Origin of the sequence: Rhizobium oryziradicis (assembly GCF_001939045.1) — a bacterium.
Lineage (GTDB): Bacteria > Pseudomonadota > Alphaproteobacteria > Rhizobiales > Rhizobiaceae > Allorhizobium > Allorhizobium oryziradicis.
The window spans coordinates 1-26,246 of the sequence record NZ_MKIM01000015.1 but is presented as its reverse complement, the minus strand read 5'-3'; the positions used below and the strand labels follow the sequence as shown (position 1 = coordinate 26,246).

The 26,246-nt window shown below is 53.9% G+C and carries 17 protein-coding genes; 4 read left to right on the top strand and 13 right to left on the bottom strand.

Annotated elements, in window-relative coordinates:
* From repC to BJF95_RS00235, 9 genes are all read right to left on the bottom strand, one after another.
* Positions 1–750 (bottom strand): plasmid replication protein RepC (gene repC, locus BJF95_RS00275; RefSeq protein WP_139317338.1); only part of this gene is annotated, 750 nt, incomplete at its 3' end.
* 153 nt (positions 751–903) lie between these two features.
* A complete protein-coding gene (gene repB / locus BJF95_RS00270) occupies positions 904–1,890 on the bottom strand; it encodes a plasmid partitioning protein RepB (RefSeq protein WP_075637443.1) in 987 nt (328 codons plus the stop codon).
* Positions 1,887–3,056, bottom strand: a complete 1,170-nt coding sequence (gene repA, locus BJF95_RS00265) for a plasmid partitioning protein RepA (protein ID WP_139317339.1) — start codon at positions 3,054–3,056, stop codon at positions 1,887–1,889. Before repA ends, repB begins: the two co-directional genes overlap by 4 nt.
* A gap of 251 nt (positions 3,057–3,307) precedes the next feature.
* Positions 3,308–4,390: an ABC transporter ATP-binding protein gene (locus tag BJF95_RS00260; RefSeq protein ID WP_075637441.1), complete on the bottom strand. Its 1,083-nt coding sequence runs from the start codon at positions 4,388–4,390 to the stop codon at positions 3,308–3,310.
* Entirely contained in the window at positions 4,387–5,214 is an 828-nt protein-coding gene (locus BJF95_RS00255) for a carbohydrate ABC transporter permease (RefSeq protein ID WP_075637440.1), read from the bottom strand. Before BJF95_RS00255 ends, BJF95_RS00260 begins: the two co-directional genes overlap by 4 nt.
* Positions 5,211–6,113 (bottom strand): carbohydrate ABC transporter permease, encoded by a 903-nt coding sequence (locus BJF95_RS00250; RefSeq protein ID WP_075637439.1) that lies wholly within the window; start codon positions 6,111–6,113, stop codon positions 5,211–5,213. The genes BJF95_RS00255 and BJF95_RS00250 overlap by 4 nt, the downstream gene beginning before the upstream one ends.
* A 189-nt stretch (positions 6,114–6,302) precedes the next feature.
* Entirely contained in the window at positions 6,303–7,535 is a 1,233-nt protein-coding gene (locus tag BJF95_RS00245; protein ID WP_075637445.1) for an ABC transporter substrate-binding protein, read from the bottom strand.
* A gap of 273 nt (positions 7,536–7,808) precedes the next feature.
* The gene (locus tag BJF95_RS00240; RefSeq protein WP_075637438.1) at positions 7,809–8,741 is read right to left on the bottom strand and encodes a sugar phosphate isomerase/epimerase family protein; all 933 of its coding nucleotides are present in this window, start codon (positions 8,739–8,741) and stop codon (positions 7,809–7,811) included.
* Between the two features lie 17 nt (positions 8,742–8,758).
* Complete coding sequence (locus BJF95_RS00235; RefSeq protein WP_075637437.1) at positions 8,759–9,793, bottom strand: Gfo/Idh/MocA family protein; 1,035 nt, start codon at positions 9,791–9,793, stop codon at positions 8,759–8,761.
* A 230-nt stretch (positions 9,794–10,023) separates the two neighbouring features.
* Here BJF95_RS00235 and BJF95_RS00230 point away from each other — a divergent pair, with 230 nt between their 5' ends.
* The gene (locus BJF95_RS00230; RefSeq protein WP_075637436.1) at positions 10,024–11,061 is read left to right on the top strand and encodes a LacI family DNA-binding transcriptional regulator; all 1,038 of its coding nucleotides are present in this window, start codon (positions 10,024–10,026) and stop codon (positions 11,059–11,061) included.
* 140 nt (positions 11,062–11,201) lie between these two features.
* On the opposite strand, the gene BJF95_RS00225 is transcribed toward BJF95_RS00230, so the two are convergent.
* The gene (locus tag BJF95_RS00225) at positions 11,202–11,405 is read right to left on the bottom strand and encodes a cold-shock protein (RefSeq protein ID WP_075637435.1); all 204 of its coding nucleotides are present in this window, start codon (positions 11,403–11,405) and stop codon (positions 11,202–11,204) included.
* A gap of 458 nt (positions 11,406–11,863) precedes the next feature.
* Between BJF95_RS00225 and BJF95_RS00215 the strand changes: the two genes are divergently transcribed.
* Entirely contained in the window at positions 11,864–13,168 is a 1,305-nt protein-coding gene (locus BJF95_RS00215; RefSeq protein WP_175577167.1) for a capsule biosynthesis protein, read from the top strand.
* A 28-nt stretch (positions 13,169–13,196) separates the two neighbouring features.
* Here BJF95_RS00215 and BJF95_RS00210 read toward each other — a convergent pair whose 3' ends face one another.
* The gene (locus BJF95_RS00210) at positions 13,197–14,354 is read right to left on the bottom strand and encodes an aromatic ring-hydroxylating oxygenase subunit alpha (protein ID WP_075637433.1); all 1,158 of its coding nucleotides are present in this window, start codon (positions 14,352–14,354) and stop codon (positions 13,197–13,199) included.
* A gap of 284 nt (positions 14,355–14,638) precedes the next feature.
* Here BJF95_RS00210 and BJF95_RS00205 point away from each other — a divergent pair, with 284 nt between their 5' ends.
* Positions 14,639–16,045: a cytochrome P450 gene (locus tag BJF95_RS00205; RefSeq protein WP_075637432.1), complete on the top strand. Its 1,407-nt coding sequence runs from the start codon at positions 14,639–14,641 to the stop codon at positions 16,043–16,045.
* A 114-nt stretch (positions 16,046–16,159) separates the two neighbouring features.
* Positions 16,160–17,035, top strand: a complete 876-nt coding sequence (locus BJF95_RS00200; protein ID WP_075637431.1) for a lysophospholipid acyltransferase family protein — start codon at positions 16,160–16,162, stop codon at positions 17,033–17,035.
* Between the two features lie 19 nt (positions 17,036–17,054).
* Here the strand turns inward: BJF95_RS00200 and BJF95_RS00195 are convergent, their stop codons facing one another.
* Both BJF95_RS00195 and BJF95_RS00190 read right to left on the bottom strand, forming a co-directional pair.
* Positions 17,055–18,374 (bottom strand): aminotransferase class I/II-fold pyridoxal phosphate-dependent enzyme, encoded by a 1,320-nt coding sequence (locus BJF95_RS00195; RefSeq protein WP_075637430.1) that lies wholly within the window; start codon positions 18,372–18,374, stop codon positions 17,055–17,057.
* Complete coding sequence (locus tag BJF95_RS00190) at positions 18,371–25,843, bottom strand: type I polyketide synthase (RefSeq protein ID WP_175577166.1); 7,473 nt, start codon at positions 25,841–25,843, stop codon at positions 18,371–18,373. The genes BJF95_RS00195 and BJF95_RS00190 overlap by 4 nt, the downstream gene beginning before the upstream one ends.
* Between the last annotated feature and the right edge of the window lie 403 nt (positions 25,844–26,246).

Genomic DNA, 26,246 nt, shown 5'->3' with positions numbered 1-26,246 from the left:
GTCGTCATTGCCATCGTTTTTTTGACTTTTAAGCTGCATTTCCAAAATGTTGAGGATCTCGGAGCGCAACATCTCCAGCTCGTCCAGAATGGACGCAATATCCGCCTGGCCCGGATTGCGCGGAATGCGGCCAACAACGCCGATATAATGGCTTTCAATCATGCCCCAATCGCCAGCGGCACCCTCTTCCATCGCCGCCGAGATCAGCTTTCGCACATCCCTACGGCAGAGTGTCAGGCGCTCCTTCATCTGGCGAAGAGCCTTCTTATCCATTTCCACCTGCTGGGCGAGATGCGCCAGTTCCTGCGCGCGCGCCAGCATCGGTGCCAGGCTGAAACCATAGGCCGTCTCAATGGCCCCTGCGCGATCCTTTCGCGCATAGCGCTTGCCGTTCGGGCTGTCTTTGCGAATGATCAGGCCTGCATCCACCAATGCACCCAGATGACGGCGAAGCGTGGTGCCGCTCATGCCATGGGCACGCACGGAAAGCTGAACATTGGAGGGGAAAACCACCAATCCAAACTCTTCCGACAGCTCGGTTTCGGGATAAAAGGACAAAAGCGCATTGAGCACTGACAGCGCCGGCTGGGCAATACCCAACAACTCCCGCGCCTCACAGGCATTGCGAAAGGCTTTCCATTTGTCCACGGCTTTGACCGGCTTGGCATCGGCTGTGTCCAGCTGATTTTTGACCAAAGCAAGCGTCATGGAGCGCCGCCCAAAGGGCGTCGTCACATTTCCTATCTGCATTTTCTCTCACCTTTCAAAAGGCAAAGGAAAAACGCTCACCAAAACGGTGCCAAAACTCTTGACTATGATTCGAGGAAATGCGATTCTCTGCTTGCTACAGTTCGAGAAGGGCTTCCACGACGGAAACGTTTGGGGGCCTTTTTCTTTTGCGGTTCAATCTCCTTTTTTACGACAATATTCGTCGTAAAGTTCATCGAGTTTTTCGGACAAAAACTGCCCAAAGCGCCCCGCTTCCTGATCAGAGAGCGTGAGCGAGAATTTTTTGGGCGTGGTTTTGATACTTCCGGCCAGTTTGCCACCAGCCTGCGGCATCCAGCTCTGAACATTGGCCTTAGGTGCCTCGGTCAGAACCGCGGAGACCGCTTCAAATCGCGTGTCGGAAGAAGCGTTGCGCAGCTCTTCAGAGCGCAAAACACTCTCCACGTCCCGCAATCGATCAGGACTGAAGGCATTGGCCAGCCCCAGCCACTTCCGCCGCCCAATGCCTTTGGCGCTGCCAATGGCCTGAATAACCGAGAGCGGAAGCGTCGTGGGCACAGATATCAATTTCGACAGTTCGGTTTTGTCGGTGGATAGCGCATTCATAATATCGCTGCGCTTAAACCCTCTTTGTTCCAATTGATAGGCAAACAAAGCCCGCTCAATGAACGAAAGACTTTCCCGGCCACTGTTTTCAAGTCCTTGCGCCACCACAAGGGCGGTATCGTCAAAGGCGCGGACGATGGCTTTGACCTTGATGCCAAGCTGGGCTGCGGCCCTTAAACGCCGGTGTCCATAGGCCGCCTGATAGCGCCCTTCATACTCCGGGTGAGGGCGAACCAGAATAGGAACTTCCTGCCCATTTTCAGCAATCGAGCGCAAAAACGGATCATCATCGTCAAATGCGATGTCATCGATGCGATCGCGCATGAATGATGGATCGATCAGATCGGGCTCCAGCATCTGCACATATAGCCCCGATCCCAGGGCTTGCTTGAGCGCGCGCGCCTCATCCTCCATCTTGCCAAGGGTGAGCGCCATGGACTTGATGGGACCCGCAAGTGCACGGGTCTCGGTATGCTCATCCGAAAAGTTGGCCGCGGCCAACTCCTGCGCTGCCGCCTGGAATATTGTGTTAAGATTTTTGCCGCGTTTGCTCATTTCCGGCCCCAAACCTTCTTCAGATTGTCCAGAACTTCAGCATTGGCAGCATTGACCGATTCCATGGCCCGATCAAAGGTCGATTTTCGAACCTGTCCCTTTTCCATCTCATAAAGGGTCTGTTTGGACAGACCAGCATCGGAAATGGCTGTGGATTTCAAAATGGTTGCGGTTAAAACGTCATCCGCAAACAGGCCGCGCAACAGCGCAACGATCTGCGATTGCGGACCATCAAAAGGCTCATGGCGGGTCACGACATATTTGATGAAATCATGAGAGAGATCGCCCCCGGCTTTTCGCACAACGGCAAGAAGATCAGATGTCATCAAAAGAAACTGGCTCATGGAGGCCACATCCACCATTTGAGGATGAACGGTGATCAGCAAGGAGGTGGCAGCACACACGGCACCCAGCGTCAGATAGCCAAGCTGCGGCGGGCAATCGATCACCACAATATCATAGCGGTCTTCGACCTCGGCAATGGCCACGCCGACCCGGCGGAAAAATGGCTCGCCCTGACTTGCCCGCTTTTCCGCAAGCGCACGCGGGGTGTCGTGCTCAAACTCCATGAGTTCAAGATTTCCCGGAACCAGATCCAGCCCTTCGAAATAGGTTTTACGAATAATATCTTTGAGGGGCTTTCGCTCCTCATCATAGCGGATGGCACCGTAGAGCGTATCGCCTGTCCCCACCTCAAACTCAGGCTGAACGCCAAGCATGGCCGACATCGACGCTTGCGGATCAAGATCAATCGCCAACACCCGATACCCCTGCAAGGCAAGATATTGGGCGAGATAAAGCGTGGTGGTCGTCTTGGCCGAGCCGCCTTTGAAATTGGTCACCGCAATGGTTTGCAGCTTTTCACCGGCCTGACGATGCGGTAAATAGGATATGGCGTCTTTCGGTTTTGTCGTGGCGATCAAGGCGCGAAGCTCATTGATCTGCTGCAACGTATACGAACGGCGCCCGGTCTCTGAAATATGCGGGGAGGGGCCACGCCCATCCAAAGACAACTGCCGAAGATAACCATCAGACACGCCGATCAAGTGTGCGGCATCACCAGACGAAAACGTGCGCAAGGCTTTTGCGGAATGCGCAGGAAAAAGATGCTCGGACAATAGCTTCAACTGGCGCGATAACTGCATAGCATGCCGCTCAATGCGCATATCTGTTGAAGAAACGATGTTGTCAAGCACTGCGCTTTTTCCCCGTAAAACGATTTGATCCCTGATGCGAAATAGCAGCGTATTTCCTCAAGAAACCGTATCACGGTATTACATGATTCGCAGGGCTTGCCGAGTCCTTTTCGATTTTGCACTGTTGACGACGGCATAATTGCGAAATGAGCAATGATTTGCACAATTATCAGTTCGACTGAAAGGGTTGAGACATCCTTGGCAGGCTTGACCAATGCGCATCAAAAAGTCGACGGAAGGCGCCGCCCGCTGTCCAAATCGAAGAGATGCACGCTCATCGGATCGATCTTTAAGCCCATGCGATCACCGCTGCGCATCGCGCGCCCACCCGACACCACAATAGTGAGTTCCGGCTCGGTGATTGTCGTCACGTAGGTCGAAGATCCGGTGGATTCCACCAGCGCGATGACGATATCAAAATCACCTTCGCCCACGGGGACCAGTGATAAATTCTCAGGCCTCAGCCCCACCAGCAACTTACGAGATGGCTCAAGATGTGTAGTGAGCCCAAATGTTTCGCGTCGTTCACCAAAGGCGAGATGAAGCTGCGCGCCATCCGCAGACACCTGGGCGGGAATAAAATTCATGGCGGGGGAGCCAATAAAGCCCGCCACAAAGCGATTGGCAGGCTTATCATAGAGCGCCAAAGGATGCCCTTGCTGCTCAATCACGCCATCGCGCATCACCACCACATGATCCGCCATGGTCATGGCTTCAATCTGGTCATGGGTCACATAAACGGAGGTTGCTTTGAGCCGATCATGCAACAAGCGGATCTCTTTGCGCATGTGCACACGCAAGGATGCATCGAGATTGGAGAGCGGTTCGTCAAACAAAAAGGCCTTGGGATTGCGAATGATCGCCCGGCTCATGGCAACGCGTTGGCGTTGGCCGCCCGACAATTCACGCGGATAGCGTTTCAAAAGCGGCATAAGGCCGGTGGTGGTGGCCACGTCTTCAGCCGCTTTGCGGGCTTCCGATTTGTTGATGCCGCGAATGCGCAGACTATAGGTGAGGTTTTCTTCCACCGTCATATGCGGATAGAGCGCATAGGATTGAAAGACCATAGCGACATCGCGCTTGCGCGGCGGCACATTGGTCATCAAATCGCCCGCGATTTTCAGCTCGCCAGCGGAGATTTTTTCCAATCCCGCCAAGGACCGCAACAGGGTTGATTTACCACAGCCTGATGGGCCAACCAGTGCAACAAAGCTGCCTTTTTTGATTGCGAGATCAATGTTTTTCAGAGCGTGAAAGGCACCGTAATATTTGTTCACGCCGTTCAATTCGATTTGAAGGGTCATTTGAGGGCTCCCGAAGTGAGGCCGGAGACAATGCGGCGCTGCAAAAGAACGAAGATGGCAAGAATGGGTGTCACATAAATCGTGGCATAGGCCATGATGCTGTTCCATTCATTGGTATTTGGCCCCATGAACGCGTAGAGGCCAACGCTTGCAGGCTGCAAATCCGCCGCCTGAATGAGCGACTTGGAGTAAACGAACTCGCCAAACGCCTGCATGAAGATAAGAATGGCGCTGACAAGAATACCATTTTTCGCAAGCGGCAAGACGATGTTGAAAAAAGCACCGACGCGCGAATTGCCATCGACGAGTGCGGCCTCTTCCAGCTCAATCGGCACACTCATGAAACTGGCTCGTACCAGAACCACAAAAAACGGCATGCTTTTGGCGGTCACAGCCAGGATAACCGCAAAGCGGGGTGTATCGAGCAATCCTGCTTGAGAAAAGCCCACAAAAATCGGCGTTATCATCAAGGATGCCGGCAAAACCTGCAGCATGAGGATCAAAAACAGGCCCGCATCAACCCAGGCATTGCGATAGCGTGCCAGCACATAGGCACAGCCTATGCCCAGCAGGCAAATCAGACACACAGAGCCCAAGGCAATGACGGTTGAATTCCACAAATAGCCCGCCATATTGCGGCTTTTCCACACCTCGGCATAGAGGCCCCATTGCGGATCATCCGGCCAGAAATGGGGCGGCGTGGCAAACATGGCCGAGCCGGTTTTTAGGGCCGTGACATACATCCAGTACAGCGGAAAGAGATAGATGGCGGCCAAAATCAGGGCAATCACCAGCATCAAACGGTTGCGTGCAATCTCACTCATCCGCGCACCTCATGACGGGTGGAGCGCACATAAACCAAGGACGCAAACACCACGAAGACAATCATGATCACCGACACTGTCGCACCTTTTGCGAAATCATATTGTCGGAAAGACAGATCCCAAGCCCAATATTGCGCAACATTGGACGAATTGGCCGGGCCACCCGATGTAATTGCCGCAAACAGATCAAATTGTTGCAGCGTGAAAATCAAGCCCAGCGAGACCACGGCGCCAATGGTTGAACGCATCATTGGCAGGGTGATGGTGAAAAACCGCTGCACGACATTGGCACCATCCAGCTCCGCCGCCTCATACAGATCCTTTGGAATGCCGGAGAGGCCGACCGAGAGCAAGATCATGTTAAACGACAGGCCAAGCCAGATATTGGCAATAATCACAGCCCAGAGCGAATAGTTTGGATCGGACCGCCAGAAAATATTGGCGCTTATCAAACCGCTTTCGCGCAAAACATAATTCAAGACACCAAAATCGCCCGACAGGATCCAGTTCCAGATGCCGCCCACCACCAGACCGGGCATGATCCACGACACCAGAAACAGACCGCGCAGCCAGCTTGCGCCGGGGAAGTTCACCCCGAAGAACAAGGCCAGCCCAAAACCCAACACAAACTGACCGGTAATCGACGCCACGACAAACGTGACTGTGTGGCCAAGGATGGGCCAGGTTTCTGGCTGTTTGATCAAATCAATATAATTCTGAAGACCAACGAAGGGTCTGTTGAATGCATCGAGGCTGAACATGTCCACCTGCTGAAAGCTCATCACAAGATTGTAGATCAGCGGCAGACCAGACAGCAGCAGCAGAAAGGCAATGGGCACACCGACCAGGCCGAAATCGAAGCCTCTCCCGTCGATCATGCTGGAAACAATCCGTTTCATGAAAACCTCTTTTGCTCCATGACAGCACCGTGCTTTATCAAACACGCTGTAACACTCTGCATTCGCTACATAATTTCCCGCATCAGTGGATTCTGGCTCAAGGCATTATGCAGTCCGGAGTGGGGCCGCACCCTATACAGGCGATATGCGGCCCCAACCGGGAGGAATTGCGTGTTTGTCGTTCGCCGCTTAACCCAAAATGACTTTGATCTTCTGGGCGGCCTGATCCAGAGCATCTTTCGGTGTCATTTGGCCGGTCAGAGCAGATTGAATGGCATCCTGAATAGCCTTGGAAACCTTGGCCCAAACCGGAGATGGACCGCGCGGCTTGGCATATTTCAATTGCTCGACAAAGACTTTCAGCGCGGCATCCTTCAAAGGTTCACCCGTCGAGGGAATGGAGATGTCGGAACGCGCCGGCAATTGGCCGAAATTCTTGAACAGATCCTTGTCTTGCGAGGCGAAATATTCCAGCGCCTTGAAGGCCTCTGTCGGATGTTTGGTGTTGGAGAAAATGGCCCAGTTGAAATCACCCATGGCCGAAGAGCGCTCGGCACCTTCCTTTGGCACGGGCAAAAGTGCCACAGCCCAATCAAACTTTGCCTCTTTGACCATGCGATCCAACTCCCAAGGCCCGGAAATGGCCATGGCGGCATTGCCCGAGTTGAAGGTGCCGGTGGAATCCCATTGTCCGCGCGTCAGCGTGTCGGGCGAGGCGAGCTTTTCGGTCAGCAATGTCTTCCAGATCTCCAGCGCCTTTACTGCGCCGGGAGCATTGATATCCTTGTATCCGCCGCCGCCCATCTGTGCCCATGGCAGAAACTGGAATGTGCCTTCTTCGTTGGCTTTGGCGGAAAAAGCCAGACCATAGACATTCTTGGCGGGATCGGTAAGCTTGCGCGCATCTGCCAGCAATTCGTCCCATGTCTGGGGCGGCTTGTTGGGATCAAGCCCTTTGGCCTTGAACATGTCTTTGTTGTAGTAAAGTGCGATGGTGTTGGTCGCTTTGGGCACGCCATAATATTTGCCGTTCCACATCACCGATGCCAGAGGACCGGGGAAATAATTCTCCGGCTTGATCACTTTGGACGTCTCAATCATCTTGGTAAGGTCGAGAAAGGCGCCCTTTGAGGCAAAGAGCGCGTGATCGGGGTTGTCGATTGCAATAATGTCAGGAGCCTGGCCTGTGGCAAACGCTCGCATGGATTCGGTAACAACATCGTCAAACTGAATTTCGCGATATTCAATCTTGATGCCATTGTTCAGCGCGTTGAACTGTTTGACCAGATTGGGCGACGGCTGCGTGTTCTTATCCAGCGACCAAAGCCGCAAGGTGACATCCTCAGCTTTCGCGGCCACCCCAAAGAGTGATGCACCCGCCAAAGCCAATGCTGTCACATGCGCAAATCTTTTCAATGTCATGATTTCCTCCTCCACAGTGTTGTTTTCATCAAGCACCTCCATACCGGATGAAAAGAGACATCTCGCGTTACAGCGCCGTGCGCCAAATATGGCGCACAAAGGACGCTGTAACACTTTTAATCTGCTGCATAATTTTCGCCTTAAATCGATTCCGATTTAAGGAATTATGCAGTTGAGCATTTTGCGATTTCCTCGAATCGAAAAATTGCTCTAAGTTTTTGTTTTTGCGCATTTTGAGACGCAAAATCGCGATACACTTTTGCTCAAAATGCTCTAGCCCAGCGAGGGATCACCGCCGCCGTAAGCTGCCATTTCGTCAATGAAGTCGCCGCCACGCGCCTGCTTCAAATGACGCAGCGCATGAACTTGCCCGGTCATTTCCAGCGCATCGCGATAGACCGGGTCGTGCCAGCCTTCGATATCGATGGCACCTTGGTACCCCGCGAGACGCAGCTCGCTGATGATATCGGTCCAGTTGCTATCGCCAAAGCCGGGCGTGCGCATGAACACAAAAGGCTCCTTGCCAAATATGCCATGCTCGCGGATCACATCCCAGCGAATGGTGGCATCCTTGCCATGGACGTGGAAAATCTTCGATGCCCATTTGCGAATTTGCGGCAAGGGATCAATCAGATAGACCATCTGATGGCACGGCTCCCACTCCAACCCGATATTGTCATCGGGGGTCGCATTAAACATCAGCTCCCACGCATCGGGATTGTGGGCAATGTTCCAATCGCCGGATTGCCAATTGCCGTCCATGGCACAATTTTCAAAGGCGATTCGAATGCCCTTGTCGGCCGCGCGCTGGGCCAGTTCACTCCAGATTTCGCGGTAACGCGGCAGGCTGTCCGTCAAGACTTTGCCACGCAGGCGCCCGGTGAAACCGGCAACGCAAGTGGCGCCAAAGTGATGGGCATTATCAATGCAGTCTTTCCACCCTTGCAGGGTTTCCAGATCAATCGCTGTTTCTTCCAACGGATTGCCAAACATGCCCAGGGTCGAAATCGTAATATCGCGATCACCAATGGCATCCAAGCAGCGTTTACCCAACTCCGCCAGATCCTTACCCTTGGTGGTCTGCCAGAAAAACGGCTCAAAACTTTCAAAACCCATATCCGCAATCTGGCTGATGCGGGTGGCGGCATCTCCATTGTTACCGCTGATCATGGTGCCGATACGAATGGATTTGGCGGGATTGCTCACAATGATTGTCCTTCTTGTCAGGCTGAAATTGCAATGCGCTTGCCAGTCAAAGCACTTTCAATGGCGGCAAACACCATGGCGAGGCTGTTGATGTTATCGGAGGCGATGGTTTCAGGTTTTGATCTGCCCTCAATGGCCGCAATGAAACCGCCAATCACGCTGGCGTGCCCATCTGTTTCCTGAGGGTCTTCGTTTTCGTAAACGTTTACGGTTTTATATCCACGCATAAAGCCCGTTTCATCGCCGGCGACAGTTGCTTCAAACACATCACCGCCATCCCAAAGCAGCATCCCTTTGGAACCCACCAGCCTCCATTCGCTTTCCCAGCTTGTGCTGCGGCCTTCTGCGCACCACGAGCCGCGATAGGTAAACACCACATCGTCACTAAACTCAAAAATGGCATTGGCCGATGCCCCATGCGCATACCACGAACCGCGCGGATTGCGCTCCACACAATAGGCCGATTGCGGAACGCGCGATGCGACAAAGCGGGCCGCATCAAAGGTGTGAATGGCCATATCCAGCAGCAGCACATGCTCCATCTCATCGCGAAAGCCGCCGAAATGCGGCGCGAGAAAGAAGTCACAATGGATGGCGGTGAGATCACCAATGGCACCACTCTCAACAAAGCGCCGCATTCTGCGAACACCTTTGATAAAGCGGCGATTTTGCACAATCGCATGCGTGCGGCCAGACTCTGCTGCGAGCTGGATCAGCGCCTTGCCCTCTTGAAGCGTATTGGCCATCGGCTTTTCGCTCAGCACATGGCAGCCAGCTTTAAGGGCGGTGGACACCACGTTGAAACGTGCGCTCGGCACCACAACATCAAACACCATATCCGCATCTGTTCTTGCCAGCATGTCAGTGAGATCGGTGCCAACCAAGGCATGGCTCAAACCGAACTCCTGCGCCAATGCCGTTGCAGCCTGCACATTGACGTCGACGAGGCCAACAATGGTGATCTTTCCCGCGAGAGGCGGATGGCTGGCAATGGCTTTGAGCCAACCTTTAGCCATAGCACCGCACCCGCATAAAACGGCTTTGAATGTCAAGTTTTCCTCCCAATGTCTCACGAAGACATGCGCCTTTCGCAAGACCGATCGCTCTCATACAGACATGTCGTTTGTCCAAGCGCATCATCAAGAAAAGCGACTCAAAACTTTCTCTCTTTGACGCCAAACCGTGCAAAACTCCTCATGACACGGCTTTCGTAAACGTTTACGATACTAGTCGCAGTTTTTATTTTATGTCAAGTGGACATAAGCGTGGGAGAAAATTATTCATGAAGGGCATACATCAGCTCGCAAAGCACCTCGATATCTCGATTGGTACTGTGTCGAGAGCGCTGAACGACAAGCCGGATGTAAACCCCGAAACGCGCAAGCGTGTGCTGGAAGCGGCAGAAAAATTTGGCTATGTCGCCAATCAATCCGGACGCTCCTTGCGCAAAGGCACCACCAATGTCGTTGGTCTGATGGTGGAATCCAGCCCTGAAAGCATTGAAAACAGCGATAACTTCTTCTCTGGCCTCACCGGCGGTATGCAAGCCGTGTTGACACAGCATAACCTTGATCTTGTCATGCTGCCTTGCCCCACAGAAGAAGATCCGCTGGAATATCTCAAGCGCATGGTCGCGCGGCGGCTGGTGGATGCGATGATTATTTCGGCAACTCAGCGCGTTGATCCCCGCATTGATCTATTGATCAAAGCGAAAATTCCCTTTGTTGCTTTGGGGCGCAGCACCTCTGGCGGTAGCCACAGATGGATCGACCTTGATTTTGAAGGCGTTGCCAACTCTGCCGTTGACAGGCTGGTGGCCCATGGCCATCGCCGCATCGCCGTCACAGCACCGTGTGGTGACGTCAACCTTGGTCACATTTTCATTGAAGCCTACACGTCGGCGCTGGCGCGCAATGGCTTGAGCTTTGATCCGGCCTTGGTCATTCGCGCACCCTCAACGGAAAGCGGCGGCTATCAAGCCGCCAGCGCCTTGCTGACCATTGAGCCTCGCCCAACAGCCGTGATCCTGATCTATGAAATGATGGCCATCGGACTTTACCAACGCTTGGCACAAGCGGGCATTCTGCCGGGAAAAGACATTGCCGTGATTGGCTTTCGCGAGTCACCCCGCGCCAAATACCTGCAACCTGCACTGACCTGCTATCGGCTTTCGCTCAACGATCTTGGCAAAGAGCTTGCGGAGACCTTGCTGGCCTTGATGCCAAACCAGATCGACGCCTATCAAGACCATGCTCGAAACCGTATCTGGCCTTTGGAGCTTGCGCCCGGCGAAAGCGACAGTTTTCGCGTGGAGTCGTAACGCGCGTTTTAAATATTGTCAGCGGTTAAAGACACCGCAAACTTTAAAGCTGAGGCGGCAGATTCATTGATAAAATCTGCCGGCCTCGGAACATTACTAACCTGCCCGAATTCACAAACAAACTAGCACATGTTCGCTGTTCAGAGGACGCTTACGTTCTCGGCCTTGGACTTGCCGGTTTTACGGTCTTGGCCGATTTCGAAGCTAACCTTGTCGCCATCTCTGAGCGAGCCGCCCTGCTGCAAAGCAGAAACGTGAACGAACACATCTGTGCCGCCATTTTCAGGTGTAATGAAGCCAAAGCCCTTGTCATCATTGAAAAACTTAACCGTACCGGTCGCCATTTTAGTTCCTTTTACATTCCGCGGCATGTTCGCCCGCGACGGCAACTTACAACGAGAGCGTCCACCAATCAACGCATGCGACACCATTTCCATGGCTCAGACCATTCTAAATGAGATTATGACCGGGATTGAGGTGCTAAAAACACCGCTAAAGCGCCCTTTTGGCAGCCATGAAGGCCGTTGAGCACGACTTAGCCTTCGCAAAAAAATCACTGACTAGGTGTCTGTGCTGGCACGATTCTGTCATGCAAGCAAAAAACAGGCTCATTTCGCCCAAGCATTTCCTCAAAAATTGTTGGCGTTGCGTTATGTCTCTTCGCTTTTTTTGAAACTCGGGTATCAGGTTGGTTCTCTGTAGCATTTTTAATTTGCTGCATAATTTTCACCTTAAATCGAATCCGATTTAAAGAATTATGCAGTATGCACCTCTTTTTCAATTGATCGAACAGCCGATCGTAATGACAGCGAATGAGATGACATCGTCACGCAGAGTTCTATTTTTGCAAGGGCCAACCAGTGCGTTCTGGCGCGAGTTGGCCGAAGCACTTGAGAAGAATGGTCACAGCACGTTCAAGATTCATCTCGCCCTTGGAGATCAACTCTGGTGGTTTCGAAGAGGAGGCATCAGTTATCGCGGGCGTTTTTCCCGCTGGGCGGCGTTTCTAAAAGACTTCATGCAAAAGAACGGGATTACGGACGTTCTGTATTACGCGGACCGCCAACCTTATCACGTTGTGGCTCAGGATGTGTGTCGCGAGCTTGGCGCAAATGCCATTGCTATCGAAAACGGCTATCTGCGACCCGACTGGATCACGTTTGAACGGTGGGGAATGGGTGTTTTCTCCTTCTTTCCAGCCCTGCCGGACGATATCCGTGCATCGGCCAAAAACTGCCCAGCCGTTGATCTGGAAACCCGCTATCGGCATGGTTTTGCATGGGAAATATTCAATGAAATCATGCATCATGGCTTCAACTATCTCTACCGGCCCCTTTTTCCTTTCTACAAATCCGGTCGCTATTACGATCTTTTCGCAGAAAATTTTACAGGACTTTATCACCTGTTTGGCAAGGCCAAACGCAATGTGCACGCAAATGCCGTCACAGACGATCTGATCCGTGGAGGTCACGAATTTTTTGTGGTGGCGCTGCAGCTTCAGGGCGACAAGCAGATAAAAGACAATTCTCCATTTCGCCATCTTGGTGAAATGATTGATCAGGTTGTTGCCTCTTTTGCCGCCCATGCGGCCGCAGATGCAAAGCTGGTTTTCAAGCAGCACCCCCATGATAATGGGGGCGAAAACTGGCCTGTAAGGATTGCGCAAGCCGCCCAAAAGCGCGGGATCAGTGATCGTGTTGTGTGCATCGATGGCGGTGATCTTTATGCCATGCTGAGAGTGGCCAAAGGCTGCGTGACGGTGAATTCCACCGTTGGCCTCCATGCTCTTCGCGTCGATTGTCCAATGAAAGTGCTGGGCATCGCAATTTACGATGTGCCCGGCATGACCCATCAGGCAAGCCTCGACACGTTCTGGCAAGCACCGGAGGCGATTGATACCAGTCTTCGCGATGATTTCATCAAACTTCTGGCCGCAACAATCCAGATCAAAGGCAGTTTCTACAACAAAGAGGGCAGGGCTGCGGCGATCCAAACCATCATTCAAAGACTGGAAGATGATCTGATGGCCCTGCCAAATGCTGAGACTGCCATCTTGCCCCGTCTGGAAAAAGCCCGCGAAATCGGCGTGTTCGACAAGACACGATGAGGTTTTGGCACGGTTCTCAGTCCAGATTTTAATCGTGATTGACCTGCGCTCCATGGCCCAGCAGATCCGCATAGGCCTCCTCAAACCAACCAATTCTGCGCTCAAACGTGCCCAGAAGTTGCTCGTCTCGAATTTGATGCGCAGTTGCCTGCAAGCCGGCACAGATTACATTGTCTTCGCGCATGATCTTCTTGGCGAAATAGGCAACAATCGGTGGCATGAAACGATCGACCATGGGGCGCAAAGCAACGCTCATGCGCGTCTTTGGCTCATCAAAAATGGTGGGGTATAACCAGCTTTCCACCATGGTTCTGCTGGGTGAGAGCGCTCGATAGCGTATCGCGCTCGCGTACCAATGGTTGGTGCCAAATATGTCTTTGGCATCATAGCAGGAAATCAAAAAATTCGGGAAAATATTGACGATCATATAGTGTCTTGGCTGATATGTATTGGCAGCACAGGCCGCTGAGACGTCAGAAAGCGAGACCGTTTCAGAGGTGTGAAAAAACGCACTATGACGCCCAAACCGAAAATACTGCACGGTTTCAGGTTTAAGATAACCATTTTTACCAAATGTATCGGGATGGACGGCAACTGGGTGGTAATCGTCGAGGCTGATGTGATGCAAAAATTTCCAGTGCGTCGGCACGTCCTGCTCGAACCGGTAAGGCTTTATACGTGGTGAGCCAAGGGCGGCGATCAGCCCATAGCCGTCGCCTAGAAATTCCGCCAACGTCTCCTGATGCGTGGAGTTGGGAAAGCGCGCGAAAATCAACTCGCCGCAGGTTTCGACATCCAGAGTGTTGAGCCTTTTGCAGACCTCACGGGGTTTGCCGCCAAACAAAGCAATACTCTTGGGGATGCCGATGGCCTCGCCGCTCATATTAAAGCGCCAATGATGGAAACCGCAGACGATAGGGCCATTGCCCTTTTGGGCATTGCGCAAGGGATAAAACCGATGGGCGCATTTGTTCTCGAACGCTACAATACGGTCCTCGTCGCGCTGGACGAAGATTGAATACTGCCCAAGCGTGGTTGTGAACCAATCGCCATTGTTTGGAATGTCGGACACATACCCAACCAGGTTCCAGACTTTTGAAATCTGCTCCTGCTCATGATCGAACGCCTGCTTGGAAACAGCGGCAGCAACCCAGGTTGCACTATTTTCGTGAGAGTGTTGCTGCAAATGAAACCGCCTGCCTATCGCTTACCTTCGGATCATATCCTCGGGTAACATGCTTGAATATGAGTTTGATATTCCACCAAAAGAACAAGGATTTCCAGAGACAAGTTTCATCAAGGCACCATTGTCCAGAAGTGTCCTTTTCCCAATAGCGCTTTCAGTCCGTTTATGAGTAAAAGTGTATCAAGAGTGATGTTCTGAAATGACAATGGACATTGATGGCATTATAGATGGCATAATTTCGCCTCTGCGCAAATAGCGTGGCATAGCATGTGTTTGGTGTCTCAATGTATTTTGGCTTATACAATCCCGCTCCGGTGATTGAAAATCAGGGGGACGATTTTTTCGAGGCGGCACACCCGCTGCCCTTGAAAAAAGACCCCAACATCATGAAGATTGTGCTGGGTGCCCGCTATAGCCTGATTGGCAATTGGGTTGAGGAATATTATCAATCAGGCCTCGACACGTTCAAAATTCTCGGACGGCAAGTGGTTTTTGCCAATACGCCCGAGAGCGTCAAATATGTTTTTGCCACAAAGCACGACAATTATGAGCGCAAGAGCCCGCAGATGCGGCGCGCGCTGGAACTGCTGCTGGGCGATGGGCTTTTCATCAGCGATGGCACAACATGGCAAAGGCGACGGCCTTTGGTGGCCGATATTGTCGCAAAAAAGCGCCTGCCCGAATTTGCGCCCAGCATGGAAGCCGTTGCCCTTGCTCTGAGAGATCGCTGGCGGGTGCTGCCCGATGACCATGAGTTTGAGATGGTTGGCGAAATGGCAGAATTGACGGCTGAAATCATCAGCCGCGCCGTGTTTGGCCGCAATCTAGGTGCCGCCGCCGCGCGCCAGGTGATTGATGGCTTTACGCTGTATCAAAAGACAATCGACAGCTTTAATCTGGGATATTTCCTCGGCAAGGACGAGGGGAGTGCACTTCGGCTGACTCCCGCCCGCCGCACGGCCATTCATCAGGTGCATAAGGTGATTGAAGATGTCGTAAATGCCCATCTCGAGGGCAGCGGCGATGCAGGCTCGATGGTTGACCTGTTGGTGAAGCGCAACAAGCGCAACCCCGAACTTGGGCTTGACGTGACGGCGCTGCGCAATGAGGCGGCAACCATTTTCATGGCCGGTCATGAAACAACGGCAACCACGCTCACCTGGATCTGGTATCTTTTGGCCAATTCACCTTGGGTGGAAGAAGCGTTGCATGAAGAATTGCACCGCGTGTGTGGCAATCGGCCCGCAACCTTGGCCGATCTCGATCAGCTTGACTGGTGCCAGGCCATTGTCATGGAAGCTATGCGGCTTTATCCGCCGGTTCCCTTGCTGCCACGGCAGGCAAAAGAGGCTGACATGATCGAGGATATCGCCGTTGAGAAGGGGGCTTTGATCATGATTGCGCCCTGGTTGCTGCATCGGGCCAAAGATCTCTGGGATCGACCGACCCATTTCATGCCCGAGCGGTTTTTGAACGGTGCCAAACCGGAGCCTTACTCTTACATCCCCTTTTCCGCCGGTCCCAGAATTTGCCCCGGCATGAATTTCGGGCTGGCAGAAGCCATTTTGTGCCTGGCCATTCTGGCGCAAAATTTCAAAGTGCGTATCCGAAAGGGCTATAAGGTCAACCCGGTGTGCAGATTGACCTTGCGGCCCGAGGGCGGCCTGCCTGTCACCGTCGTGCGGCGTTAGACGCTGTCAGGTTCAATCTGAACCTGACAGCGTCTAACATTCTTTGTTTTCGTTTGTCTCTTCGGGAAAACCGGATTCCACTTTTCCCTGACAAACTCCAAAAAGAGAGATTTCATGAAGAGTTTCGCACAAAAAGCAACCGAAGCGTGGGAGCGGGGTGCCTATAATCTCATGCGCCGCTTGCCGGTCGATATGAGTTCTGATCTTGGCAGTTTTCTGGTGCGCACCAATGTGCGTTTCAATCGGCCAGAGATTCTTGCCGGTGCCCGTCGCAATCTCGCCATCCATCGGCCCGATTGGACGCCTGAGCAGATTGAGGCTGGCGTTCAAACCTTTCTCGATAATGTCGGCAGATTCATGGGGGAATTTGCAGCTCTTCCGCGGATAGAGCGCATGGGACGCGCCTCTGTCGAGGGTGTCGATCATATTTTGCCCTATTTTGGCAAAAGGCCACTTCTTGCACTGCCACTGCACATCAGCAATTGGGAGGCGTCGGGTGCCTGTCTGCAAACGGTTGGCTTGAAATTTGCCACCTTTTATGATCCGCCAGCCAGTGCGGTGCAAAGGGAAATCGTCATCAACACGCGCGAAGCGCTGGGCTTTCAATTGCTGACACCCGACCGCAAAGGGCTTCAAGAGGCCATGCGGCTGTTGGACGACAACAAGGCGGTCGCCATTTTCCCGGATGAGGCACGGCACGGCCGCTCCATGGCACCGCTGTTTGGGCGCCCCCCTCACACCAAGGGAAATCTTGCCATCGCCGCCAAACTGGCGCGCAAATACAATTGCGCGATTTCGGTCACCTATATTGAACGCAAAGACAAATGCCGCTTTGTGATGCATTGGTGCCCCGTGCATGAAATGCCGGCTGCAGAAAAATCGACCCCGCTCGATGATGTGGCCTTTCTGAACGGGCTTATAGAGCCTGTTATCAAAGCCAATATCGAGCGGTGGTATTTTCTGGACGACGCAATCGATCCGATTGAGTGAGTGTCAGAAATTGTAAGTGTCAGGCGCGCTTTATCGCATCCACACAGGCATCAACAGCCGCATCGATATGCTCTTCCGTGTGGGTCTGATTGATAAAGAAACGAAGCCGTGCCGATTTTTCAGGCACACCCGGCGGCAGGACCGGGAAGGCGTTGAAGCCGTTTTGCAACAGACGCTCAGCGCAGCGCAATGTTTTGACGGTATCACCGATCAAAACCGGGATAATACCGATACCCCAGCTTTTGCCCAGATCGAGGCCATTTGCTGCGGCGCGATCAAAAAAGCGACGAGACAGGCTTGCAAGGCGTTGGACGCGCTGCGGTTCTCTCAGCATAATGTCGATTGCGACTTTTGACGCAACGGCGGCACCTGCCGGCATGCCAACACTGTAAACGAAGCCGGGGGCGTTGTGCTTGAGAATGTCAATGATCAGGCTGTTTGCCGCAACATAGCCGCCGCAGCTCACCAGACTTTTTGACAGCGTGCCAAGCCACATATCGACACCTTTTGGCGACACATTCTGATGTTCAAAAATCCCGCGGCCGGTTGCGCCGAGCACGCCCAGCCCATGGGCATCATCAATCATCAAAATCGCATCATACTTGGTCTTGATATCGATGAGCCGCTGAAGATCGGGGCCATCGCCATCCATGGAAAACAGGCCCTCGCTGACAATCAGCACACGCTCGAAACTATCACGTTCATCTTCGAGAATGCGCTCAAGCGCTGCAAGATCGTTGTGCGGAAAAAAGCGCCGCACCGCACCAGAAAGCTGCGCACCAACCACAATGCAATTGTGAATGAGCGCATCATGAATGATGATGTCTTTCGGCCCCATCAGCGTCGCAAGGGTGGAAACAGCAGTCGCATGGCCAGACACATAGGCGATGCAATCATCTGTCTCATAAATGCGCGCCAGCGAAAGCTCCAGATCGCGGTGAACATCGCGCTCACCAGCGCTAATTCTGCTGGCAGAAACGGATGTGCCGAGACGCTTATTCGCATCCGCAACAGCCTCCAGAATTTCGGGATGACCATTGAGACCGAGGTAATCATAGGAGGCAAAATTGACGAGATCTTTGCCTTCAATTGTCGATGTTGCACCCGCCTTTTGCTGATGCTGGTGGTAATAGGGATCCTTGATCTGCAACAATGCCGCAAATTCGCGCTGCATTTTCATCTGCTGAAACAGAGGGTGGGTTTCAAAACCACTGTTGCGGGCTTTTGCTGCCTTCTTTGCAACCGCGCCGGTTTTGGCTTCGGGCTTATGCGTCCGCATGGAATTCATGATCTGGTCAAAAGCCTGATCGCTGATCGGCGCATCGTATTCTGAAGTCATTCCGCTGCTCCCAGACGTGATGTCGATTTGATATGGGCCTTGATCTTGGCAATCTCTTCGGTGCTTGCGCTATCGGTCACATGCATTTCCGTCATGCGCATGGCATCATCAAGTTCAAGGTCTTCATCTTCGCTACTGCCAAGATCGACCCCCATATGATGCAAGACCATGGCCGCCACATCACTGAGGCGGCGATTGTTAATGCCGACAAGCGGAACCTGCACGCCAGCCAGCCGTTCAATGCCGAGTTGAAGTTCAAGCGCCATAAGCGAATCCAGACCCAATTCACCCATCTGCCGATCACTATCGATCTGGCTTTCCGGCATGCGCAGGATCTGTGCGACCTCGCGGCGCATGATCTTTATCACGATCTCCAGCGCTTTTTCCGGCGTCTCCCCGGCAATGGCCGTTGCGATATCGTCCCCCGATTCAACTCCCTCTTGCGCCCTCACCAGACCAAGACCCGCATAGGTCGGGCTGTTGATCAAGGCGAGCTTTCCGGCAGCCTCGCTTGGAGAAATATTGCTGTAGAACTGGATCGGTGCCGCAGCGTTGCCAAGAGCCAAAAGGCGTCCAAGCTGTGCTAAGGCTTCCGAGGCGCGAATGCCAACAACCCCGGTTGTCCGCCGGAGACGATCGGCAAGGCTCTTGTCGCGTGCGATAATGCCCGCATCGGAAATTGCACCCCAGCCAATGGCAAGGCCAGGCTTTCCAAGTGCCCGGCGCTTTTCCATGAACCCTTCAAGGAAAGCGTTGGCGGCCACATAGGCACCTTGGCCGGGGCTGCCAATCACGGTGGTCGCCGAAGAATAGACCACGAAGAAATCGAGATCGACATCGGAAAGAGCGGCATCCAGATTAAGCACGCCATCAACTTTCGCGCCCAGCACACCACGCAACCGCTCGGATGTCAGGCCCGAGATCAGGCCGTCATCGAGAGCCACAGCCGTGTGAATCACACCACGGATTTCGCCGTGCTGGGAGCGTACCGTATCGACAAATGCCTTGACGGCATCCGCATCGCGAACATCAAGCGCCATGGTGATGACCTCAACGCCCTGGGCGCGCATATCATTCACTTGCGCCACCAACTCAGGCTCGACAACCCCGCGTCGCGAGGCCAGCACCAACTTGGTTGCGCCCTTTTTGGCCAACCAGCGGGCGGTCGAGAAACCAAAGCCGCCAGCACCACCGATGACCACATAGGTTCCCGGCTTTGCGGTAAACACCAGCTGGTCAACATCCTCGCGTGCAAGCGCGGGCGGCTTTACTACAATTTTGCCGATATGTTCTGAGCCTTGAAGGGCGCGGAACGCGCGGCCAACTTCAAAGCCTTCAAGTACCTGATAGGTGAGGGGCACCAGCTCACGACGGCTGAAGGCCTCAGAAATCTTCGCCAGCATGGATTCGACCAGACCGCGATCGTGGCCGAGCAATTCATCCAGATCGACGCCTGAGTATTGCAGATTGCGCACAAATGGCCGCAGCCCAAGCGTGGTATTTTCAAGGAAGTCGCGCTTGCCCAATTCGATAAAGCGGCCAAAAGGCTTCATCAGCTTGAAGCTTTCAAGCATGCCCTTGCCGGCCAAAGAGTTGAGAACCACATCCACGCCACCATATTCTGAGCGAATGGCATCGGCAAAGCGTTCCTGACGGCTATCAAACAACAGGTCAGCACCCGCCACACGCGCAATGCGCTGGCGCATCGGGCTGGACGCGGTTGTGAAAATACGGGCTCCAATGTTGCGGGCAATCTGAATGGCAGCCTGACCAACACCGCCAGCTCCGCCATGGATCAAAACATCTTCGCCCTTTTTCAAATGCGCGCGTTCGACCAATGCGTACCAGGCCGTCACGAAGGCGACCGGAATGGTGGCGGCGGCCTCCAGATCAATGCCTGTCGGTGCCTGATGGAAATACCACGCTGGCGTTACAACATGAGAGGTGAACGCATCCTTGGCAAAACCCATGACGCGGTCGCCGATCTTGAAGCGCGACACGCCGGGGCCAATGCGAGCCACAGTGCCAGAGCACTCAAAGCCCAAAGAAGCAGCCGTGAGGCCTGCGCCAAGAAGATCATCATCAAGGATGCCCAGACCAACCAGAACATCGCGGAAATTCAGACCAACGGCAGCAACTTGAACCTCGATTTCGCCAACCGCCAGTTCGCGCCGTTCCGCAACGGTCCAGACAAAACTGTCGAGGCGACCGGGATATTCGAAGCGAAGAACGCTGCGATTGTTGGCCTCCAACGGCTTGGGCGGCATGATCCCGCGGCGCACGCGCAAGACGGATGCACCGTTTCCATCAATCTGCCACTCCTTCTCGGGGCCGGGCACCGCGATCACCTTGGCAATGACTTCGATATCCGCACCGGGCAACAGGTGGATGAGACGCAAATCGATATTGGGATATTCATTGATGGCCACACGAACGAAGCCTTGGATGGCGCGTTCCAACCCGGATTTTGTCTGCGTATCGGCGGTCATTGCCTCGGTCAGCACAAAAAGCCGCACGGTTTTGCCAGACGCTTCGATACATTCCAAAATCGCGCGCAGGTACTCAATACGATGCGCCAATTCATCAAGGGCATCATGCTCGGTGGCGTGCGGCGCAAGAATCAAGGTCAAGGCTTCATCCGTGCCAGCCTGGTCCAGCCAGCCAAGCAGCGCTTCTTCCGGCTGTGCGCCGGTGGCGATGGTTTCGATGAATTGCAGGAAGTCGGCCGCAAGAGAGGCCTGACCCTGATCAACAACCAGGGCTATTCTGCCGACATCGGAGAGATTTTCAAGAACGGCCTTGTCAAATTCACGAACCGGTGCGCGGCCAAAGACGATATTGCCCTGACCATTGTCCGTTGCGCAGCTATCGATATTTTCAACGCCGATTTTGCGCAATTGGCGTTTCACCGCCTCCACCGACGGTGTGCGACCAGCAACCTCTCCGCTCGACATTGGCTCAAGCCACAGGTTCCACAGTCCACGAAGCATGTCGAGGGTGGAATCTGTTCCCGGTGCTGCGATGATGATGGGGGCTGCGGTCTTCATGAGACCGAGAGCTTGGGTGAACAGACTGCGATCATTACCGGCAACCAGCGAAGCGGCAAAGCTGACGAGAACGTCGAATGCCACAGGCTGCTCTTCGATTTCATCTTTCAAAACAAGACGATTGATCAGTGAATCGGCGCGAAATTCCTGTCGTTGCGCATCAATGTCGGCAGCAGTCTTGCTGCAGAATGTCACTTCGATCCGGCCAGCATCCGCAAGTTCTGCCAGCGCCTTGACAAGGCCCGGACCAAAGGGTTCCAGTGCCAGCACCCGCAATGGCTGGGTTGCAGAGCGCGTCAGCTGAGTCAAAACATCCGCCAATGCGCGCACGGCCGGTGCGGCCAGACATGTCTCAGATTCAAAGCGCTGGAGCAGCCATGATGTGGTTGCCGGCTGCTGACCTGTGCGGAGATATCGCTCGGCATGCTCAAGAGCGTCGGCGGCAAGCCGGATTTCCATATTGGCAGATGGAAAGCGATTGATGAGAGTGGCAAGCAACGCATGCGGCGATGGCAGCGCCATTGCGAGCGCCATATCTTTGGTGTTCTCAGAATCCGAGGCGGTGACAAATTCTGACAGGACTTGATTGAGAGCGGTCAGATAATGCACGGCTTCCGGCACGATATGGCCGGATTTTACAAAATCTTCCGGAGAGCCTTCGGCACCATCCTGAGCCAGATTGCGCAAAATGGTTTGGGCCAGAGACACGCAAAACGCGCGGGTCAAAAGCCAGGGTGCTGCCTCCGTCACGGGCCGCGCTTTCATATCGGCCGCGATTGCGGCAAAGGATGCCGACAGATCCGGACGCTGAAGAGCGACTATTTCCGTGCGGAATGTGCGATCAGGAATTGTCGCTCTCGACAGGTAGACCGCGCGCAACACCACCGCATCAACAGAGGCGACCAGCGCACCGGTGGCGCTGAACAAGGACACCGCCACCGTCTTGAAGCGCTCAGTCTCGTTGGTCAAAAGAGTAATCGATCGGCAGATGGCAACGCCTGGTTCCCAAACGCGAACATTGCGAATGCGAACCGGCATGTAAGCCTTGGTTTCTCCGTCTTTTTGCGGACGCGAAATGAACAAGCCATGCAGGGCCGCATCAAAAGAAATCGGATGAAGCATATAATCAAGGCTATGTTCCGGCACAGCATCCGGCATCGACAGCCGTGAATCCGTGGTCACGTCATCGCGCTCAATGCTTTCAACCCGGCGGAATTTGGGTCCATATTCCAATCCGGCGCGGGTGGCTTCTTCATAGACCTCGGCATGGGAATTGCGAATAATCTGGTCGGCCACGGGTGGCAAAAGCGCTTCGACTTTGCGCGACGACAGCGTTGCGATGGTGCCGCGCGCGTGCAAAATCCAGTCTTCGCTGTTCGTGGAAAACCGCTTGCGACTCCAGATCTCGACACCATGAGACTGGTCGGCCCAGATGGTCGACACTTCACGGATTTCGCCCGGCATGATGGCCAGCGCCTTGAAAACGTCGAGCTCGCTTACCTCAAACGGCTTGTCGCCATAGATCTCGCGCCCAACCTGCAAGGCCATTTCAACAAGGCCGGAGGCAGGAACAACCACCGCACCATCGACCTGATGATCCTCAAGAAACGGCAGAATTGCCGGATCAAGCAGACTGCGCCATTCTGGCGAGCCCGAAGCCATGCGATCGCCCAAAAGGGCATGGCGTTTGGGTGCCTTGGTCATTTTGCCAAACGCAAGCAGGCCTTCCGACGTGCCGCCGAGCGTGAATTCGTTGCGCTGCATTGGATAAGGCGGGATCGAAACCCGGCTTGGGCGCTTTGCGCCAAAGGCCGCTTCCGTTGAAAAGCCCATGCCCATGGCAATGAAACGGGAGATCAATTGCATGATCGGATCAGCATCCGGCTGATCCTTATCCGACAGCGTGTTCATAAACTGGCTGTCGGTGGCGTGGGCGCGCAATGTATCCTTGATCGGGCCGGAAAGAATAGGCTTGGGTCCAATTTCCACGAAGCAATGGATATGACGCTCCAAAGCCTTTTCGGTCGCCAGACGGAACTGCACAGGATTGCGGATGTTCTGCCACCAATAATGCCCGGTCAGCTGTTCGCCGTCGATTTCCGCACCAACAACCGTGGACAGGAAGGGAATAGAGGAGGCACCTGCCATAATACCTGAGAGATCCTTGACCAGATCATCGCGGTACGGGTCAAGCGCGGAAGAATGGAACGGATACTGAATATCCAGTTTTACCGTTGCGATTTTGTTTTTGCTGCATTCCTTGGCAAGACGTAAAAGCGCCTCGCTTGGTCCAGAAACGGTGAGCGAATTTGGACCGTTGATGGCAGCAATCTCGACGCCGCTGATGCCCGATTGCTCCAGCAGTTCAGCTATTCTTGTCTCCGTTGTCGCAACCACCAGCATCGTGCCGTGGCCACGCACATACTCCTGATGGTGACTGCGCAGGTAGATGACCTTGACGGCCTCTTTGCGGCTCAGCGCGCCGCAGGCTTCGGCGGCGGCAACTTCGCCCATGCTGTGGCCAAACACCACGTCTGGCTTGATGCCAAAGCGTGCAAATGTTGTCACCAGCGCCGACTGGATGGCGTAAATCAGCGGTTGGCTGATCGACGTCAGTGCCAGCCGTTCAGGTTCGACGCCATGTTCGATGGTGTCTGCAATAGACCAGCCAGACAAAGGTTTGAAGAGCTGGTCGATGTCCTGAATTTCCTCGCGAAAGATCGCGGATTTTTTATAGGCCAGCTGGCCCATGTCGCGAAACTGGCAGCCATTGCCGGTAAAGACGAAGGCAACCGGCGACTTTTCCCAGGTCGCTGCTGTTGCGATGCCGCGCTGAACAGGCATATCCTCGGCCACAGCCTGCAGGCTCGCTGACACCGCAGCAGGCGTTGAAATCGGCACCACCAGACGATGAGGCAGAAGATCGCGCCTGTGACCAAGGGCATTGGCCACGTCCTCGACTCTTGCTCCATTGGCCAAAACCTGCGCAATCTGGGCTGATCTGATTTTGAGTGCTTCTTTGGTCGCCGCCGAAATCGCAATCACTTGCGGCGCACCTGTTTTGGAATGATCCGTCTTGGCTTGATCAGCAACGGATGCCACCTTCACAGCAGGATCACCCTCGGCAACCACCACATGCGCATTGGTGCCGCCAAAGCCATAATTGCAAATCCCTGCAATCAGGCGGTCTTGCCCCGGCTGCCGCTCGAGCTTGATGTCTTGCTGGGCGACCGCCAAATTCATATCGGCAAAGGGAATCGCATCATTGAGCCGCTCGCTGAACACGGACCGTGGCAGCAAATGGTTTTGCAAAGACAGGCAGGATTTCAACAACCCGACCAGGCCGGACACACATTCCAGATGCCCGACATTCGATTTCGCAGAACCAATAGGCAGAGGGCGACTCCGATGCATGCCCAGCGATTCGCCAATCGCACGCGCCTCTATCGGGTCTCCGGCCTTTGTGCCCGTGCCATGAGCTTCAACAAAGGCCAATTTGTCCGGATGCAATCCAAGATCAGCATAAAGCGATTGCAAAAGATGCTTCTGGCCATCCATGGATGGCAGCGAAATTCCCGGCGTGTAGCCGTCCGAATTGGCGCTGGAACCGAGCAGGATGCCGCGAACCGCGTTTCCTTCCGATCGTGCATCCTTCAGCCGGCGCAAAACCACGACCACCGCACCTTCGGAGCGAACATAGCCGTCAGCCTCTTCCGAAAACGGCCGACAGCGCCCGGTGGGCGACAACATATGCGCTTGAGAAAAGCCAACAAAGGGGGCAGGCGACAACAACAAATTCACCCCGCCGACAATGGCAAGATCAATCCGTCCATCATTCAGCGCCGCCATCGCCTCATTCAAGGCAACAAAAGACGATGAACAGGCCGAGTCCACCGTAAAGCTGGGGCCACGCAAATCGAAGGCATGCGACAGGCGATTGGACAGGATAGACAGGGAATTCCCTGTCATATAATGACTTTCCATCAGGGAAGGGTCTTGGGTCGCGCTGCTTTGATAGTCAACATTCGAAGCACCGATGTAAACACCAACATTTTGACCGCTGAGCGACGACGCTGGAATATTGGCATCTTCCAGTGCACTCCAGGTCACTTCAAGCAGCATGCGCTGCTGAGGATCCATCTGGCGGGCTTCCCGGTGGGAAATACCAAAAAGGGCCGGATCGAATGCAAAAGGATCGGCAAGATAACCACCGGCAAAAGTATAGGCAAATCCGGGCTGCGGCTCTCCAGGCCTGAGAAAGCGCCCGACACTCCAGCGACCTTTGGGCGTGTCGCTGACCGTATTCCGGCCACTCTTCAAGACGTTCCAGAAGGATGCAATGTCCGATGCGCCGGGTAATCTTGCGCCCGCGCCAACGACCGCAACCTCACCCACAACGGACTTGTTCCCCAATTCCTTCATCATTAAACGCCTTTAACTCGAACTCGATTGTTGTGGTGCCGCAAATCCAAAGGATGCACAGCGTTATATATGCCGCTCCGCAATCAAATGAACAGCTTGGCTCCCCCAACCCAATGCCTCATTGTTGCAAAACAGCATTTTAAGATGTTCAAACCGAAATGTCACGCAACTCCCGTTTCCATGCCACACGCGTCGCAACACGACCAATATTGCACCATCAAAAAATAGCAATCACTTAATATTGTTTGTGACGGTAGTGGCTGCAGCGACGATACCGACGGGGCTTGCGACCATGTTGACGAACTTTGAGAAGTCGACGGATGGGTGACGGGACGCGTATATGACGTCGCGGTTTTTGACTTCGAAGGTCTGTCCGATGAGGAGGCTGTCGGCTTTTTCCATG